The following is a 13975-nucleotide window of genomic DNA, read 5'->3' as shown; positions in this document are numbered from 1 at the left end:
AGAGCCGAGCATCCGCTCGGCTGTTTTCGTTTCAGGCTCCAGCCCCGCGTTGCAGCCGCTCCGTCCAGAAGTCCACGCCATGAACGCCGTCACTCCGTCCAATGCCGCCGCCACGCCCAGCGAGATCGTGCAGTCGCCGCTGCCGCGCCTGAAGATCACCGAGATCTTCACGTCGCTGCAGGGCGAAGCCGATACCGCCGGCTGGCCGACCGTGTTCGTGCGCCTGACCGGCTGCCCGCTGCGCTGCCAGTACTGCGATACGGCCTATGCCTTCCACGGCGGCACCTGGTGGGACATCGACGACATCGTGGCCGAAGTGCTGGCGCAGGGCGTGCGCCACGTCTGCGTGACCGGCGGCGAGCCGCTGGCGCAGAAGCGCTGCCTGGTGCTGCTGCAGAAGCTCTGTGACGCCGGCATGGACGTCTCGCTGGAAACCTCCGGCGCGCTGGACGTCAGCGCCGTGGACCCGCGCGTATCGCGCGTGGTGGACATCAAGACCCCCGGCTCGGCCGAAGCGGCGCGCAACCGGCTGGAGAACCTGCCGCTGCTGACCGCGCGCGACCAGATCAAGTTCGTCATCTGCAGCCGCGCCGACTACGAGTGGGCCAAGGCCATGCTGGTCGAGCACGCGCTGGTGAAGCGCTGCACCGTGTTCTTCTCGCCCAGCAAGGGCGAGATCACCGCGCGCGAACTTGCCGACTGGATCGTCGAGGACCGCCTGCCGGTGCGCTTCCAGATGCAGCTGCACAAGATTCTGTGGAACGACGAGCCCGGCCGTTGAGTCTGCTCGCCGTTTCCTGATGCAACTCCGGCGCGGGACAGCGTGCTGGCTTTCTCCCCCCAACCGGAAGATTTCCCCATGAAGAAGGCAGTCGTGCTTCTTTCCGGCGGCATGGATTCAGCCGCCGTCATCGCCATGGCCCAGGAACAGGGCTTTGCCGTGCATGCGCTCAGCGTGCGCTACGGCCAGCGCCACACCTCCGAACTGGATGCCGCCGCCCGCGTGGCCAAGGCCCAGGGCGTGGTCGCGCACAAGACCGTGGACGTGGACCTGCGCAGCATCGGCGGCTCGGCCCTGACCGATGACATCGACGTGCCCGAAGCGGGCGGCGAGGGCATCCCGGTCACCTACGTGCCGGCGCGCAACACCATCATGCTGTCGCTGGCGCTGGGCTGGGCCGAGGTGATCGGCGCCAATGACATCTTCTGTGGCGTCAACGCCGTGGACTATTCCGGCTACCCGGATTGCCGCCCGGAATTCATCGCCGCGTTCCAGGCGCTGGCCAACCTGGCCACCAAGGCCGGCGTGGAAGGCGCGGGCATCCAGGTGCATGCGCCGCTGCAGTTCCTGAGCAAGGCGCAGATCGTCAGCGAAGGCGTTCGCCTGGGCGTGGATTTCGGCCTCACGGTGTCCTGCTACAACGCCGATGCCAATGGCGCGGCCTGTGGCCACTGCGATGCCTGCCGCCTGCGTGCGCAGGGCTTCGCCGATGCCGGTGTGGCCGACCCGACGCTGTACGCCTGATTCCCCCGCACGACGCGGTGCCGCCGGTGGGGGGCGCCGCGCCGTGGCCCGGAAGCCGGCAATGTTCCGTGTGGCCGCAGGCATGCGCGGGTGGTCCTGAAGCTGGGATGCAGCACGCGCCAGCAGGGCCTGAAGCCCTCGGCAGGCTGCCGTGCAGGTTCGCCTTGACCGGCAAAGTGGGGTAGAATGCGGACCCCGCCGAAAGGCCGGGGCCATGCAAGGGCCGTTAGCTCAGTCGGTAGAGCAGAAGACTTTTAATCTTTTGGTCGAAGGTTCGAATCCTTCACGGCCCACCATTGCATGCCGCAGCACGCTGCAACGAAAGCGCCCCTGCAGGCGCTTTTTTTGTGCCCGCGCGCCGGCTGGCAACGGCTCACCGCCTGCATCTGCATTTGTCCCCCCGTATTGCCCGTCGCATACTCCAGCGTCCACCAGTGAGGGAGAGGGCAGCACATGTTCAGCCACGTTGTCGTGGGGTCCAATGACCTGGAGCGTTCGCGCCGCTTCTATGACGCACTGTTCGCCACGCTGGGCGGGCCAGCCGGTACCGTTGATGAGAAGGGGCGCTTGGTCTACATCAAGGAGGGCCGCATGTTCGTGGTGACGTTGCCCATCGATGGCCAGCAGGCCTGCCATGCCAACGGTGGCACCATCGGTTTCACCATCGCCACGCCACAGCAGGTCGATGCCTGGCAACAGGCTGCGGTGGACCAGGGGGGCACGGCCATTGAAGACCCGCCGGGTGTGCGCGCTGCGCCGGGGCGCCGGTTGTACCTGGCCTATGTGCGCGATCCCGACGGCAACAAGCTATGTGGCGTGCATCTGCTGGGCTGATCGGATTGGGCGCACCCTCGGGTGCACCCATTCCATTACCTTTTTAATAAAAAATATTCGCTTTAAGGTAATATTCTGGCCGCCGGACATGGCCGCAGGGGCGGGTCCGGCGCGCGGCCTCAGCTGAAATGCCCGCGCAGCAGGCCCGCATCGTGGAAGGAGATGCCTTCGCGGATGCACTCTTCCGCACGCTCCATGTCCTTGTGCAGCTGGATCAGCCCCTCATCCGGAAGCTGCTCGATATCGCTCACGCCGCAGCAGGCCTGGTCGATCAGGTGCTGCATCGGTTCGCCCCAGCGTCGTCGTACATTGCGGATCATGCGGCAATGCCATTCGCGCATGATCGCATCCATGCGGTGTGGTGCCCTGGCAGGTGCTTCGGCAACACCGCGCAGGGCAGGCCGCGTGCTGCGCCCGGAGCGCAGCTCCTGGGTCCTAGCGGCCAACCGCTGTGCGAGTTCCTCGAGCCGTGTCTGCGTCATCCTTCGTCCCCCTGATCCGTTTTGCGAGAAGCTTGGTCATGTCGAGGACGTTGTCCGGCGCTGCAGGCTCGCCGAACTGGTCCACGACCAGGTAGGCGGTCTCCAGAAGTACCGGGTCGTAGATCCATTCCAGTGGATCGCCAACCAGTTCCAGGTAGTGCGAAAGCACCTTGACCGCAGCGCTTATCTTCTCGAAATCCAATCCCGCAGGCTGAGACGGAAACGACATCTCGTCACCGTTTTCGGAACGGTCCAGTGTGCCGTGGGCAAGGTGCATGGCCGCTTCGAGATCGCGTGCGAGGCGATGGCCGATGCTCTTGGGGTTGGTCTCTGAAATCCATTGGCTGACCTGGGGCTGCGCCCAGCGGCTGCCGCCGTACAGGCGTGCCCATTCGGCCGGGCCGCCGGCGGCGGCGACACGGAGGCGCATGTTCTGGGTGCGGGCGGTGCTGGCGTCCATGGGTAGATGGTGGCGCGCATTACCATTCCAGCAAATGACCAAAACGGTATTGACTTCATATAACCGTAACGGTAATGTGGAGCCATGAACCTCATCGACTACGCCATTTCACAAGGGGGCTATGGCACCCCCAGCTGTCCCGTCCTGCGCCGTGTTGCCGGCCGTACCGGCTGCGCGCCGCGCACCCTCTACCTGATCGCCCGCGGCCACAAGCTGCCCGGTGCGCGCCTGTGCCGTCGCATTGAACTGGAAACCGCCGGCGCGGTTGCCCGCGAGGAACTGCGGCCGGATGTGTTCGGCCCCGCGCCATCGCCGCCTGCCGTCCGGCCGCCGTCTTCCCCATGACCCCGTCCCGCTCCGTTGCCCCCGGCGTTACCGCGCCGGTGCTCCCTCGTCCTGCCCAGGAGGCCTTTGCCATGCAGCTTGATACCTTCGCCGAATATGTCCGTTCGCGCCTGGAACACTGGGGGGAAGCGTTCGCCCTGCACCGTGACTGCGAATACCTGGGCTTCCAGTCGCGCAGCCTGCTGGCCGTGCTGATCGACAACGGCGGGCACATGCCCGGCCGCGGACAGGGCTACAAGCCGGTGGAAACCGATATGCTGGCCCAGCAGATGGAAGACATCGTGGCGGCGATCGCACGCGATACCCCGGCCATGGCCTGCGCGCTGCGCGGCTATTACTGCGGGCGTGGCCGCCGCAAGATCGAACGCTTTGAAACGGCCAACCTGCTGCTGGCCAACGCCGGGCATCGCCCGGTGTCCAACCGCCATTACCTGAGCCTGGTCGAGCTGGGCTTCCAGCGCGTGAGGGGGTGGCTGGAGGGCATCGCCCAGGCGGCGTGACGTCGCCTTCCTGGGGACGCCACAGCGGCCGGATCGCGTTGACAGGTGCACACCCCCTGCGTAGATTGACTACCACGATGACATAGAAGCCCCCGGTGCTCCCGGGGGCTTTTTTGTTGTCCACGCGATGGCGCTGCCGCCATTGTCGTTGTCGTCCGCCCCGCAGCCTGCGGGGCTTTTTTTTGGCCGACGCCCGCGCTGTGTGCAGATGCACGCCGCCGCGGGCGGTGACCCCGGCCATCGTCCCCGGCTGCGGCCCGTGGCCAGCAGCCTCTACCGAGCACATACCCCATGAAACAAGAAATCTTCAGCACCGTTGGTGCTGCGGCGGCGAAGGCTGCTCCCCCGGTCACGGTCGCCGGCGCGGTGGCCGCTGGCATCAACCTGGACCGGCTGGTGGTGGTGCTGACCATCATCTATCTGGCTGCGCAGATCAGCTACCTGGGGTGGCGCTGGGTCCGCGAATGGCGGCAGAAGGTGCGGCCATGAGCGGCGCGGCGCCAGCGGTGCGGGGCCTGCCGGTCCGGCGCCTGGCAGCGGCGCTGGTGCTCAGTGCCGCCGGGCTCATCGCCATCGTCGAGCACGAAGGCTATACCGATACCGCGGTGGTACCGACGCGCAATGACCGCCCCACCTACGGGTTCGGCTCCACGTTCCGCGAGGATGGCACGCCGGTGGCGATCGGCGACCGCACCACGCCGGTGCGCGCGCTGCGCACGGTGCAGGCCCACCTGGCCGGCGAAGAGCAGCAGTTCCGGGCTTCGCTGCCGGGTGTTGCGCTGAGCCAGGACGAATACGACGTCTACGTGGATTTCCTCTACCAGTACGGCATCGGCAACTGGCGCAACTCTTCCATGCGCCGGCACCTGCTGCAGGGCGACTACCGGCAGGCCTGTGACGCGCTGTTGCTGTGGCGGCGTGCGGGCGGCTACGACTGCTCAACGCAGGTGCAGGGCAAACCCAACACGGTGTGCTGGGGGGTCTGGCAGCGGCAGCAGCAGCGCCACGCACGCTGCCTTCAGGCGCAGTGAGGCCGGTGCGCGGCGTTCAGCGCATCGTTGCCACCGCCTGCAGGGCGGCCACGACCTGTTCGCTGGAGAACCCGCAATGCCCTTCGCCGGCCGAGGGCAATCGCCGGGGCGCGGGTGTGGCACCGGCAGCCGCTGCCAACTGCGGGTAGACAGGTTCGAAGCGCGCGGGAATGGACGGGTCGGCGTGGTTGAACTGCAGGACCAGGGGGCGCCGAAGGGCGCCGGTCAGGTCCAGCGTCTGCCGTGCGGTGGTTGTCGCGGCGGGATCGGCGGCATAGCGCTTCACCCCGGCGTTGAACGCGGCGTCATCGCCGAACCCCGTGTAGACCGTGTCCAGGTTGCCTGCCGCGCGTCCGCCCACGCGCTGGGAGAGTTCACGCAGCACCAGCGCATGCAGGCTGATGGCACCGGCCAGCTGGTCTTCCTGCACCTGCAGCCGGGTGGCCAGCAGGCGTGCGACGTCCGGCCTGGCCTGCAACGCACGGTCGATGGCCTGGTACATCTCGCCCTGCGGCACCGGCGCGGCGTGGGGTGAGGCCAGGCCTTCCGGTGGCAGGCCGGGGGTGTCGGGGAAAAAGTAATCGAACGCGACGGTGGTGGTGAGCACTTCCCCGGCGATGGTCAGGCCGGGCAGGTTGGCCCCGCACAGCGCGACGCCGCCGTCATAGTGCCGTGGCAGGCGTTCCAGGCTGCCGATGGCGATGGCGCCGCCCATCGAGTAGCCGATGATCCAGGTCTTGTGCGTCCGCGGGTGCGTGGCGATGAAATGGGCGCGCAGGCGATCGGTATCGGCAATGCCATCGGCGACCGCCCAGCCCTGCCGGGCATAGCCGCTCTGGGCGACGGCATAGCCGGCCGCCAGCAGGGCAGGCGTCGCCTGGTCGGCAGGCCACGGTGTCTGGCGTGGCACGCCGCTGGGTTCGAAGCCGTGCGCGATCATCACCAGCTCGCCGTTCCAGTGGGCCGGCATGTCGATGCGCCACGGTGCGCCTTGCAGGTCACCGGTCTGCACGCGGGGTGCTGGCGGTGCCGGCGTGCGTGCGGCCAGCGGTGCGCCGGGCAATGACAGCAGCAGCGCCAGGGCCAGCGGGCGCAGGGGCGAGGTACGCATGGGCAGCACATTCATGAGGGCGTCGGCGCGAGCATAGCCGGTGGATGCCGCTGTGGCTTCCGCGCTGCAACACACCATCGCCGTGCCACCTGGCACTGCTGCCGGATCCTGCATCCCGCTATGCTTGCTGGTTTCCACACAGGGCTGTGTCCGATGCGTCTGCCGTTGTTGCCATTGCTGCTGCTTCCCGTGCTGGCGACGGCCGCGCCTGCGGCCCCTGCTGCGACCACGACGACGGCAGTGGCGGCACCTGCTGCCACCCCGCTGGTGATCGGCCAGACCTTCACCGTGGCATCGAAGGTGCTGGGGGAAACGCGTCGCATCAATGTGTACCGCCCGCAGCCGTGGGGCCTGGCCGCCGATGCGCCGCTGCCGGTGCTGTACATGCCCGACGGTGGCACCGCGGAGGATTTCCTGCACGTGGCGGGCCTGGTGCAGGTGTTGTCGGCCAATGGCAGCATGCGCCCGTTCCTGCTGGTGGGCATCGAGAACACCGAGCGCCGCCGCGACATGACCGGCCCGACCGATGACCCCGAAGACCGCAGGATCGCGCCGCGCGTGGGCGGTGCGGCGGCCTACCGCCGTTTCCTGCGTGACGAACTGATGCCGCAGGTGCAGCAGCGCTATCCCATCACCGAGGAGCGCGCCATCATCGGTGAATCGCTGGCCGGGCTGTTCGTGCTCGATACGCTGCTGCACGAACCAGGCCTGTTCCAGAGCTACATCGCGCTGGACCCGAGCCTGTGGTGGAACCGTGGCAGGGCGCTGGCCGAGCTCGGCGAGGCGGCGCCGGCGATTGCCCGCGTGCATCCGCAGGTGTTCATCGCCAGCAGCGGCCAGCCGGAACTGGCGCGTGCGGCCGGGCAGTTCGTGGCCGGCCTGCGTGCCGATGCCCCTGCCGTGGCGGTGAACCATCTGGCGCTGCCGCAGGAAACCCATGCGACGATCTACCACCCGGCGGCGCTGCAGGCACTGCGCACGCTGTTTGTACCGGCCGATGCCGGCACGCACTGAGCGGTTGCAGGAGACAGGAACAATGATGGTGATGCAGGTTGTACGGCGTGGATGGGTGCTGGCGGCGGTGCTGCTGGCCGGTTGCAGTTCGCCACTGCAGAGTGGCGGCCCGGGCAAGGCCGCAGAGGCGGCCACGGCCGCGCCGGGCGTGGTGCTGCCCGATACCGAGGCGCTGGTGATCCATGACCCGGCCGGGCGTGACTACCCGGTGTGGGTGGCCTTGCCGGCCGACTATGCGCTGCACCCGGAAAAGCGCTACCCGGTGCTGTACGTGACCGATGCGCTGTACAGCTTCCCGCTGGCGCGCAGCGTGCGCAACATGGTCGGCCAGCGCGGGGTGAACCTGGAGGACTTCATCCTGGTGGGCCTGCCGCCGCAGCAGGGCCTGACCTCCAAGGCCAGCCGTTCGCGCGACTACACGCCCAGCAACCCGCCGCGCAACGACCCGGCGCAGTACAGCGACGATGTCGAGTACGGCGGTGCCGGGCACTACCGCGACTTCCTCGCCACGCAGGTGCTGCCGCGCATCGATGCGCGTTACCGCACCGATCCGGCACGGCGTGCCTACGCGGGCCATTCCTATGGCGGGTTGTTCGGGGCCTATGTACTGACCACGCAGCCGGACCTGTTCCAGACCTACATCCTGTCCAGCCCGTCGCTGTGGTTCGATGGCCATCTGGTCGCGCGCCTGCAGAACACCGCCGTGCAGCCCACCCGGCCGACCACGGTGCTGCTGTCGGTGGGCAGCTACGAGACCATCAAGCCGGGCCCGCGCTATTTCACCCGCAACGACCTGCTGCGTGACAACGGCGATTTCGCCCAGCAGCTGCGCGGGCGCCGTGGCATCACGGTGGAGACCAGCGTGATCGAAGGCGAGGACCACTTCACCGTGTACCCGACGGTGATCACCCGTGCATTGCTGCGGACCTTCCCGGGTACCGGCCCGTACAGCAGCGGCTGAGGTCAGGCCGCGCTGGCGGCCGGCGGCGGTACGAGGGTGGCCTCGGCCGCATGCCGGAAGCACAGCCGGATCGCATCCAGCAGTTCGCTCATGCCATAGGGCTTGGGCAGGAAATGGATGCCGGCCAGCAGGCGCGGCAGCACCGCGTGCTGGTCCATGCCCGAGGTGACCAGGATCGGCAGCTGCGGCAGATGCTCGCGCACGCGGTTGGCCGCCTCGATGCCACTGATGCCACCCAGGTGCACATCGGTGAACAGCAGGTCGAAGCGTTCGCCGGCATTGAGCAGGCCCAGCGCGGCTTCGGCGCTGCTGACCGCCACCACCTGGCAGGCCTGGCTTTCCAGTGCCAGGCGGCTCAGTTCCTGGGTTTCTTCGGCGTCCTCGATCAGCAGGACCCGGGGTTCGACGTGGCGCTTGGACAACAACATGACGCAACAACTCCGCTGACAGCCGGCACGAAAGGCGCGCAAGTATGCGCGGCAGGCCGGTGAGGTCCGCGTGCAGGCCCTGCGCACCGCGTGTTACAGCGGTCGCCGGTGCCTGCGCAGGCCCACCGACAGCAGCAGGACCGCCAGCGCCACGACGCCCAGCCGCAGGCAGGTGGCCGGCCAGGCCAGTGCCTGCGCATCGGGCACGCTGAACACGTTCCAGGCCAGGTTCATCGACACGTGCAGTACCAGGCCACACCACAGCGTGTCGCCGTCCAGGTGGTCCAGCCAGGCGAACACGAAGCCGCCGAGCGCGATCAGCGCGAACACCTGCAGGGCCACCGCACCGCCGTCCAGGCCACCGACGCCCTGCGCGTGCACCGCACCGAACAGCAGCGCCTGCGGCAGTGCGGCCAGCCACCATGGCCAGCGCAGCACACGCACCAGGAAGACGAAGCCCAGGCCACGGAACAGCAGTTCCTCGGCCACGGGGAACAGCACCGCCAGCATCAGGGCATCGAGCAGGGTCAGTGTGGTGTTGAAGCGCCCCAGTGCGGCCAGCCCCACCCAGGCGGCCGTGCTGGCCAGCAGTACCCACAGCGGCCCGCGCAGGCCGTGGCGATCCAGGCCCAGCGCGGTGGCTGTCGCCAGCCGATGCGGGCGCAGTGCCGCCACCAGCACGACCGCCACCAGCACCGCCAGGGCGTTGTCGAGCAGGCTGCCGCCATAGGGCATGGGCAGCGCGGGAATCGGCAGCCCGGCGGCGGCGCTCAGGTCGCGTACGTACAGGCCCAGGGCAACGCCGCTGAGCGCGACGGCGGCCAGCAGCCAGGCGGGAAAGCGGGAGCGTGCGTGCATCGGCAGACCCAGGCAGGGAGACCTGCGCAGTCTGCGCGGGGCCGATCCGGCCGGCACGCGCCGGAAGTCTGTAGGTCTTCGGTCATGGTGGTTGCCGCGCAGTCAGCGCGCAACGGCTACCCTGAGCCGAATCCTCAGGGGAGTGACCCGATGCTGTGTCCCGTGTGCAAGACCCAGAACCTGCAGATGGCCGAACGCCAGGGCATCGAGATCGACTACTGCCCGCAGTGCCGGGGCGTGTGGCTGGACCGGGGCGAACTGGACAAGATCATCGAGCGCTCTGCCGCTGCCCCGGCCAGCGCAGTGCGCACCGCGCCGGCAGAAGCCCCGGCCGTGGCCGTGCAGCACCGCGATACCCGCCACCTGGGCCAGCGCTACGAGGAACAGCGTGGACACGCCGGCCAGGGCTACCGGAAGAAAAAGAAAGAGAGCTTCCTGTCGGACCTGTTCGATTTCTGAGCCAGGTCCCGGTCACGGCCGGCACAGGATGAATTCGCGGTCGCGGCTGGCGCCGACGATGAAATCGTACTCGCCGGCCTTGCGGCAGCCATAGCGCGCATAGAAGCGCTGCGCGCCAAGGTTGTCCTCCCACACGCCGACCCACAGCCTGCGACGCTGGGGATGGTCCAGCCAGGCCATGAACGTGTCCATCAGGCGCGCGCCATGGCCGCTGCCCTGGTGGCGTGCGCTGACGTACAGCCGCTTGAGTTCGATATCGCCTTCGGCCGCATCGGCGTGGGGCAGGGTGTTGGCACCGGCCGCCAGATAGCCGACCACGGCATCGCCCTCGTGCAGCAGCCAGATCGCACTGCGCGGATCGGCCAGTTCCTGCTGCTGTGGCACCGTGCTGTAGTGCGCCTGCAGGAAATCGTGCAGATCCTGGGGTGGGTAGGAGTCGCCCCAGGTTTCGGTGTAGGTCGCAATGGCGATGGCCGACAGTGCTTCGGCATCGGCAAGGGTGGCGCGACGGATGGACAGCGGCATGACAGGGCCTGCGATGAAACGTGCCGCAGTGTAGCGGGCCCCGGCATGCACCGGGGCCCGTGCAACGTCAGAACCAGAGGCGTACGCCGGCCACCCAGCGCGTGTCGCGCGCATGGTCGCCGGCGTAATCGGCGGTGTTGCCGAAGCTGCGCTCGTGGGTGATGCCGATGTACGGTGCGAAGCGGCGGCTGACCTCGTAGCGCAGGCGCAGGCCGGCTTCGACGCTGTTCAGGCCACGACCGATGCCTTGGGCAGGCTCATCCTTGCCCGCCACGGTGGCTTCCAGCAGCGGCTGCAGGATCAGCCGGTTGGTCAGCAGCACGTCGTACTCCACTTCGGCCTTGGCCATGACCTGGCCGCCGGAACCGACGTACAGCGTGGCCTGGCTTTCGAACTTGTACGGTGCCAGGCCCTGCAGGCCTACCGCCGCCCAGGTGCGTGAATCGCCGGGCCGGAAATCCTGGCGCACACCCACCAGCACGTCCCACCACGGCGAAATGGCGCGGCCGTAGAAGGCTTCCAGGTCTGATGATTCGGTGCGTCCGGCACTGCGTTCCCCCGCCGTGCGCAGCCACAGGCGGTTGAGGTCGCCACCGATCCAGCCGGTGGCCTCCCAGGCCTGGCCCTTGGCATCCTTGCCGTCCCACTGTTCCAGGCGGTCGATCAAAACCAGACTGTTGATCGCCGGTGCGTGCTGCATGGCACCGTGGTCGATCGGCGGGAACGCGGCGGCACGATCGGCCGCCGTGACCGGCGGGATCGGTTCGCGCGGCTCGGTCGGGGCGGGCAGGGCGTGGCCCATCGCGGCGTGATCCCTCTGCGAATGGTCCATCGTTGAATGGTCCATCTGCGAGTGATCCATCGCCGAATGATCCATCTTCGAATGATCCATCGGCGCGGCGGTTGCTTTGCTGTCGCTGTCCTGCTGTGCGTCCTGCGCATTCATGGAAGACATATCCATCCCGGACATATCCATGCCTGACATGTCCATCGTCGACATGTCATGGCCGGCATGGGACTGCGCCCACGCAGGGGCGGCGGCGGCCAGAGCGATGGCCAGCAGGCTGGGCGCGAGCGCGTGGGCGAGCGTGGTCTGGCGGCTCATTCTTCGATCCTCACTTCGCGCATCATCCCGGCTTCCATGTGGTACAGCAGATGGCAGTGGTAGGCCCAGCGTCCCAGCGCATCGGCACGCACGCGGTAGCTGCGGCGCGTGCCCGGCGGCATGTCCACGGTGTGCTTGCGCACCTGGAAGTTGCCCTGCGCGTCTTCCACATCACTCCAGACGCCGTGCAGGTGGATGGGGTGCTGCATCATGGTGTCGTTGACCAGCACGATGCGCATGCGCTCGCCGTATTTCAGGCGCAGCGGCTCGGCGCTGGCGAAGGGAATGCCATCGAAGGACCAGGCGAATTTCTCCATGTGGCCGGTCAAGTGCAGTTCCACGTCGCGGCCGGGATCACGCCCATCGGGATCATCGAACAGGCTGCGCATCGCGCCGTAGGTCAGGACGTCACGGCCGTTGCCGCGCAGGCCGATACCGGGGTCATCCAGCTTCGGCTCACTGGCCATGCTCTGCATGTCCACCAGCGGGTTGTTGCGCTCGCTGGCCGGGTGCTTCGGCGCGCTGCCACCCATCGCCATGCCGCCGTGGGCGCTGTGGTCCATGCCGGCCATGCCTGCCATGCCTGCCATGCCCGCCATGTCATGGCCCGACATGCCTGATCCATGAGCCATGTCATGGCCCATGTCGGCCATCGTCAGCAGGACGCGGGGATCGCGTTCCGGGATCGGTGCCTGCAGGCCGTGGCGCACGGCCAGGGTGCCGACGGCGTGACCGGTGCGGCCCATGTCCTGGCAGAAGATGGTGTAAGCGTCCTGGCCGCTGGGCTCGACCAGCACGTCGTAGGTCTCGGCCGGCGCGATGCGGAATTCATCGATGCTCACCGGATGGATGTACTGCCCGTCGGCGGCGACCACGGTCATCTTCAGGCCCGGAATGCGCACGTCGAAATAGGTCATCGCCGCACCGTTGATGAAGCGCAGCAGCACTTTCTCGCCGCTGCGGAACAGCCCGGTCCAGTTGCCCGCCGGGGCGGTGCCGTTCATCAGGTAGGTGTAGGTGTTGGCGTTGACGTCGGACAGGTCGGTGGGGGTCATCCGCATCCGTCCCCACATGCCGCGGTCGGCCAGTGCCGAGGACAGCCCGTCGCGGCGCACATCGCGGATGAAATCCGGCAGCGTGCGCTGGTAGTAGTTGTCATAGGCCGCCAGCTTCTTCATGCGGCGGAACAGCGCACCGGGGTCCAGGTCGGTCCAGTCCGACAGCATCACCACATGCTCGCGGTCGTAACGGTACGGCGGTGGCTGCAGCGGGTCGATGATCAGTGCGCCGTACAGCCCGGCCTGCTCCTGGAACATCGAATGGCTGTGGTACCAGTACGTACCGGACTGCTTCACGTCGAAGCGGTAGTGGTAGGTCTCGCCCGGGGCGATGCCGTTGAAGCTCAGGCCGGGCACGCCATCCATGTTGGCCGGCAACAGGATGCCGTGCCAGTGGATGGAGGTCGGGTCGTGCTGCAGGGTGTTGCGCACGAACAGGTCCACCGTCTGCCCTTCGCGCCAGCGCAGGGTGGGGGCGGGCAGGCTGCCGTTGACGGTGATCGCCGGCCGGGTGCGGCCGGTGAAGTTGGCTGCCGATTCGCCGATGGCCAGTTCCACGCGGGTCTGGGTGAGCACGGGGGGCGCGGTGACCAGGCGCGGACGGGCGGCGGCCAGGGCGCGCTGCGGCACGCCGAGGCCGGCCAGGCCGGCAAACACGCCGCCGGCGGCAAGGCCCTGCACGAAACGGCGGCGGGACGGCACGGGCAACACGCCCGGGCCGGGGGGAAGACGGGTATTCATGGTGGAAACTCCAGGCACGAGGCAACGCCGGCATGACGGCCGGCCGCAGTGCGCACGGGGCGCACGGACACGCGTGGAATCAGCCGATGGGAGGGCGTGAGGCCGGCGGCAGGGGCGGCGAGGGCAGGCCGTCGCGGGTCATCACCGGCGGCGGCAGGGCCAGCCCGGGGCTGGCCAGGAACGGCAGCGGCAGCACCGCCAGCAACGGGTGCTGGGCGCAGCTGCGCATGCAGTCCTTGATCTGGGCATGGGCGTCATGGCCACTGGCGTCAGACGCGGGGGCATCCTCGTCGGCGGTCATGCCGGCGCTGCCATGGTGGGGGCAGTCGGCCATGCCGGCGTGGTCCATGCCCTGCATACGGGCGGTGATGCGGCCCATGTCCTCGTGCCCGCTGGCCAGCGCCGCGTTCAGCCCGTTGAGCAACAGGCTGAGCATCAACACGATCCGGAGCAGGAGCGAGAGGGCGGACATGGGCGATACCTTAGCCGCAACCGGGGGCGGATGCACGGTGCGGCGGCTGGCGCGGTTCAACATTGG

19 protein-coding genes and 1 tRNA gene are annotated in these 13975 nt (G+C 68.2%); 11 read left to right on the top strand and 9 right to left on the bottom strand.

From position 1 onward, the window contains the following. The first annotated feature begins 79 nt into the window (after positions 1–79). The 4 genes from queE (at position 80) to Q9R17_RS03775 (ending at position 2359) form a co-directional block, all read left to right on the top strand. Entirely contained in the window at positions 80–781 is a 702-nt protein-coding gene (queE, locus tag Q9R17_RS03790) for a 7-carboxy-7-deazaguanine synthase QueE (protein ID WP_308157119.1), read from the top strand. A 78-nt stretch (positions 782–859) separates the two neighbouring features. Next, positions 860–1525, top strand: coding sequence for a 7-cyano-7-deazaguanine synthase QueC (queC, locus tag Q9R17_RS03785; protein WP_308157118.1), 666 nt, complete (start codon positions 860–862; stop codon positions 1523–1525). Between the two features lie 220 nt (positions 1526–1745). Further along, a tRNA-Lys gene (locus Q9R17_RS03780) sits at positions 1746–1821 on the top strand. Positions 1822–1978: 157 nt separating this feature from the next. Then, entirely contained in the window at positions 1979–2359 is a 381-nt protein-coding gene (locus tag Q9R17_RS03775; protein ID WP_308157117.1) for a VOC family protein, read from the top strand. 119 nt (positions 2360–2478) lie between these two features. Here Q9R17_RS03775 and Q9R17_RS03770 read toward each other — a convergent pair whose 3' ends face one another. Both Q9R17_RS03770 and Q9R17_RS03765 read right to left on the bottom strand, forming a co-directional pair. Then, positions 2479–2700: a hypothetical protein gene (locus Q9R17_RS03770; RefSeq protein WP_308157116.1), complete on the bottom strand. Its 222-nt coding sequence runs from the start codon at positions 2698–2700 to the stop codon at positions 2479–2481. Between the two features lie 94 nt (positions 2701–2794). Further along, entirely contained in the window at positions 2795–3301 is a 507-nt protein-coding gene (locus Q9R17_RS03765; RefSeq protein WP_308157115.1) for a hypothetical protein, read from the bottom strand. Between the two features lie 84 nt (positions 3302–3385). Here Q9R17_RS03765 and Q9R17_RS03760 point away from each other — a divergent pair, with 84 nt between their 5' ends. The 4 genes from Q9R17_RS03760 (at position 3386) to Q9R17_RS03745 (ending at position 5177) form a co-directional block, all read left to right on the top strand. After that, positions 3386–3646 (top strand): YdaS family helix-turn-helix protein, encoded by a 261-nt coding sequence (locus Q9R17_RS03760; RefSeq protein ID WP_308157114.1) that lies wholly within the window; start codon positions 3386–3388, stop codon positions 3644–3646. A 71-nt stretch (positions 3647–3717) separates the two neighbouring features. Then, positions 3718–4146 (top strand): hypothetical protein, encoded by a 429-nt coding sequence (locus Q9R17_RS03755; RefSeq protein ID WP_308157113.1) that lies wholly within the window; start codon positions 3718–3720, stop codon positions 4144–4146. A gap of 291 nt (positions 4147–4437) precedes the next feature. After that, positions 4438–4635, top strand: a complete 198-nt coding sequence (locus tag Q9R17_RS03750) for a hypothetical protein (protein ID WP_308157112.1) — start codon at positions 4438–4440, stop codon at positions 4633–4635. Then, entirely contained in the window at positions 4632–5177 is a 546-nt protein-coding gene (locus tag Q9R17_RS03745) for a glycoside hydrolase family protein (RefSeq protein WP_308157111.1), read from the top strand. Before Q9R17_RS03750 ends, Q9R17_RS03745 begins: the two co-directional genes overlap by 4 nt. A 16-nt stretch (positions 5178–5193) precedes the next feature. Here the strand turns inward: Q9R17_RS03745 and Q9R17_RS03740 are convergent, their stop codons facing one another. Beyond that, positions 5194–6273, bottom strand: a complete 1080-nt coding sequence (locus Q9R17_RS03740; protein ID WP_308158268.1) for a hypothetical protein — start codon at positions 6271–6273, stop codon at positions 5194–5196. Between the two features lie 168 nt (positions 6274–6441). Here Q9R17_RS03740 and Q9R17_RS03735 point away from each other — a divergent pair, with 168 nt between their 5' ends. Both Q9R17_RS03735 and Q9R17_RS03730 read left to right on the top strand, forming a co-directional pair. Beyond that, a complete protein-coding gene (locus Q9R17_RS03735) occupies positions 6442–7302 on the top strand; it encodes an alpha/beta hydrolase-fold protein (RefSeq protein ID WP_308157110.1) in 861 nt (286 codons plus the stop codon). A 31-nt stretch (positions 7303–7333) separates the two neighbouring features. After that, positions 7334–8263 (top strand): alpha/beta hydrolase-fold protein, encoded by a 930-nt coding sequence (locus Q9R17_RS03730; protein ID WP_308158267.1) that lies wholly within the window; start codon positions 7334–7336, stop codon positions 8261–8263. A gap of 2 nt (positions 8264–8265) precedes the next feature. Here the strand turns inward: Q9R17_RS03730 and Q9R17_RS03725 are convergent, their stop codons facing one another. Beyond that, positions 8266–8691 (bottom strand): response regulator, encoded by a 426-nt coding sequence (locus Q9R17_RS03725; RefSeq protein WP_308157109.1) that lies wholly within the window; start codon positions 8689–8691, stop codon positions 8266–8268. 93 nt (positions 8692–8784) lie between these two features. Next, positions 8785–9549 (bottom strand): CPBP family intramembrane glutamic endopeptidase, encoded by a 765-nt coding sequence (locus tag Q9R17_RS03720; protein ID WP_308157108.1) that lies wholly within the window; start codon positions 9547–9549, stop codon positions 8785–8787. 150 nt (positions 9550–9699) lie between these two features. Here Q9R17_RS03720 and Q9R17_RS03715 point away from each other — a divergent pair, with 150 nt between their 5' ends. After that, the gene (locus tag Q9R17_RS03715) at positions 9700–10008 is read left to right on the top strand and encodes a zf-TFIIB domain-containing protein (RefSeq protein WP_308157107.1); all 309 of its coding nucleotides are present in this window, start codon (positions 9700–9702) and stop codon (positions 10006–10008) included. A 12-nt stretch (positions 10009–10020) separates the two neighbouring features. Here Q9R17_RS03715 and Q9R17_RS03710 read toward each other — a convergent pair whose 3' ends face one another. The 4 genes from Q9R17_RS03710 to Q9R17_RS03695 all read right to left on the bottom strand — a co-directional run bounded on the left by Q9R17_RS03710 (position 10021) and on the right by Q9R17_RS03695 (position 13909). After that, a complete protein-coding gene (locus tag Q9R17_RS03710; RefSeq protein WP_308157106.1) occupies positions 10021–10533 on the bottom strand; it encodes a GNAT family N-acetyltransferase in 513 nt (170 codons plus the stop codon). 67 nt (positions 10534–10600) lie between these two features. Then, entirely contained in the window at positions 10601–11638 is a 1038-nt protein-coding gene (locus Q9R17_RS03705; RefSeq protein ID WP_308157105.1) for a copper resistance protein B, read from the bottom strand. After that, a complete protein-coding gene (locus tag Q9R17_RS03700; RefSeq protein WP_308157104.1) occupies positions 11635–13437 on the bottom strand; it encodes a copper resistance system multicopper oxidase in 1803 nt (600 codons plus the stop codon). Before Q9R17_RS03700 ends, Q9R17_RS03705 begins: the two co-directional genes overlap by 4 nt. A 79-nt stretch (positions 13438–13516) precedes the next feature. Next, a complete protein-coding gene (locus Q9R17_RS03695) occupies positions 13517–13909 on the bottom strand; it encodes a CopL family metal-binding regulatory protein (protein WP_308157103.1) in 393 nt (130 codons plus the stop codon). Positions 13910–13975: the final 66 nt, after the last annotated feature.

The sequence above is a fragment of the Stenotrophomonas sp. 24(2023) genome (assembly GCF_030913365.1).
In the GTDB taxonomy this organism is placed as follows: domain Bacteria; phylum Pseudomonadota; class Gammaproteobacteria; order Xanthomonadales; family Xanthomonadaceae; genus Stenotrophomonas.
Note: the sequence above shows the minus strand (reverse complement) of the source record. Positions and strands in the feature narration are given on the sequence as shown.

Excerpts from the sequence above, each read along its gene's own strand:
- Q9R17_RS03735 (WP_308157110.1), top strand. The coding sequence starts at position 6,442 with ATGCGTCTGCCGTTGTTGCCATTGCTGCTGCTTCCCGTGCTGGCGACG.
- queE (WP_308157119.1), top strand. The coding sequence starts at position 80 with ATGAACGCCGTCACTCCGTCCAATGCCGCCGCCACGCCCAGCGAGATC.
- Q9R17_RS03700 (WP_308157104.1), bottom strand. The coding sequence starts at position 13,437 with ATGAATACCCGTCTTCCCCCCGGCCCGGGCGTGTTGCCCGTGCCGTCC.
- Q9R17_RS03730 (WP_308158267.1), top strand. The coding sequence starts at position 7,334 with ATGCAGGTTGTACGGCGTGGATGGGTGCTGGCGGCGGTGCTGCTGGCC.
- Q9R17_RS03725 (WP_308157109.1), bottom strand. The coding sequence starts at position 8,691 with ATGTTGTTGTCCAAGCGCCACGTCGAACCCCGGGTCCTGCTGATCGAG.
- Q9R17_RS03710 (WP_308157106.1), bottom strand. The coding sequence starts at position 10,533 with ATGCCGCTGTCCATCCGTCGCGCCACCCTTGCCGATGCCGAAGCACTG.
- Q9R17_RS03770 (WP_308157116.1), bottom strand. The coding sequence starts at position 2,700 with ATGCGCGAATGGCATTGCCGCATGATCCGCAATGTACGACGACGCTGG.
- Q9R17_RS03705 (WP_308157105.1), bottom strand. The coding sequence starts at position 11,638 with ATGAGCCGCCAGACCACGCTCGCCCACGCGCTCGCGCCCAGCCTGCTG.
- Q9R17_RS03715 (WP_308157107.1), top strand. The coding sequence starts at position 9,700 with ATGCTGTGTCCCGTGTGCAAGACCCAGAACCTGCAGATGGCCGAACGC.
- Q9R17_RS03745 (WP_308157111.1), top strand. The coding sequence starts at position 4,632 with ATGAGCGGCGCGGCGCCAGCGGTGCGGGGCCTGCCGGTCCGGCGCCTG.
- Q9R17_RS03755 (WP_308157113.1), top strand. The coding sequence starts at position 3,718 with ATGCAGCTTGATACCTTCGCCGAATATGTCCGTTCGCGCCTGGAACAC.
- Q9R17_RS03765 (WP_308157115.1), bottom strand. The coding sequence starts at position 3,301 with ATGGACGCCAGCACCGCCCGCACCCAGAACATGCGCCTCCGTGTCGCC.
- Q9R17_RS03750 (WP_308157112.1), top strand. The coding sequence starts at position 4,438 with ATGAAACAAGAAATCTTCAGCACCGTTGGTGCTGCGGCGGCGAAGGCT.
- Q9R17_RS03695 (WP_308157103.1), bottom strand. The coding sequence starts at position 13,909 with ATGTCCGCCCTCTCGCTCCTGCTCCGGATCGTGTTGATGCTCAGCCTG.
- queC (WP_308157118.1), top strand. The coding sequence starts at position 860 with ATGAAGAAGGCAGTCGTGCTTCTTTCCGGCGGCATGGATTCAGCCGCC.
- Q9R17_RS03720 (WP_308157108.1), bottom strand. The coding sequence starts at position 9,549 with ATGCACGCACGCTCCCGCTTTCCCGCCTGGCTGCTGGCCGCCGTCGCG.
- Q9R17_RS03775 (WP_308157117.1), top strand. The coding sequence starts at position 1,979 with ATGTTCAGCCACGTTGTCGTGGGGTCCAATGACCTGGAGCGTTCGCGC.
- Q9R17_RS03760 (WP_308157114.1), top strand. The coding sequence starts at position 3,386 with ATGAACCTCATCGACTACGCCATTTCACAAGGGGGCTATGGCACCCCC.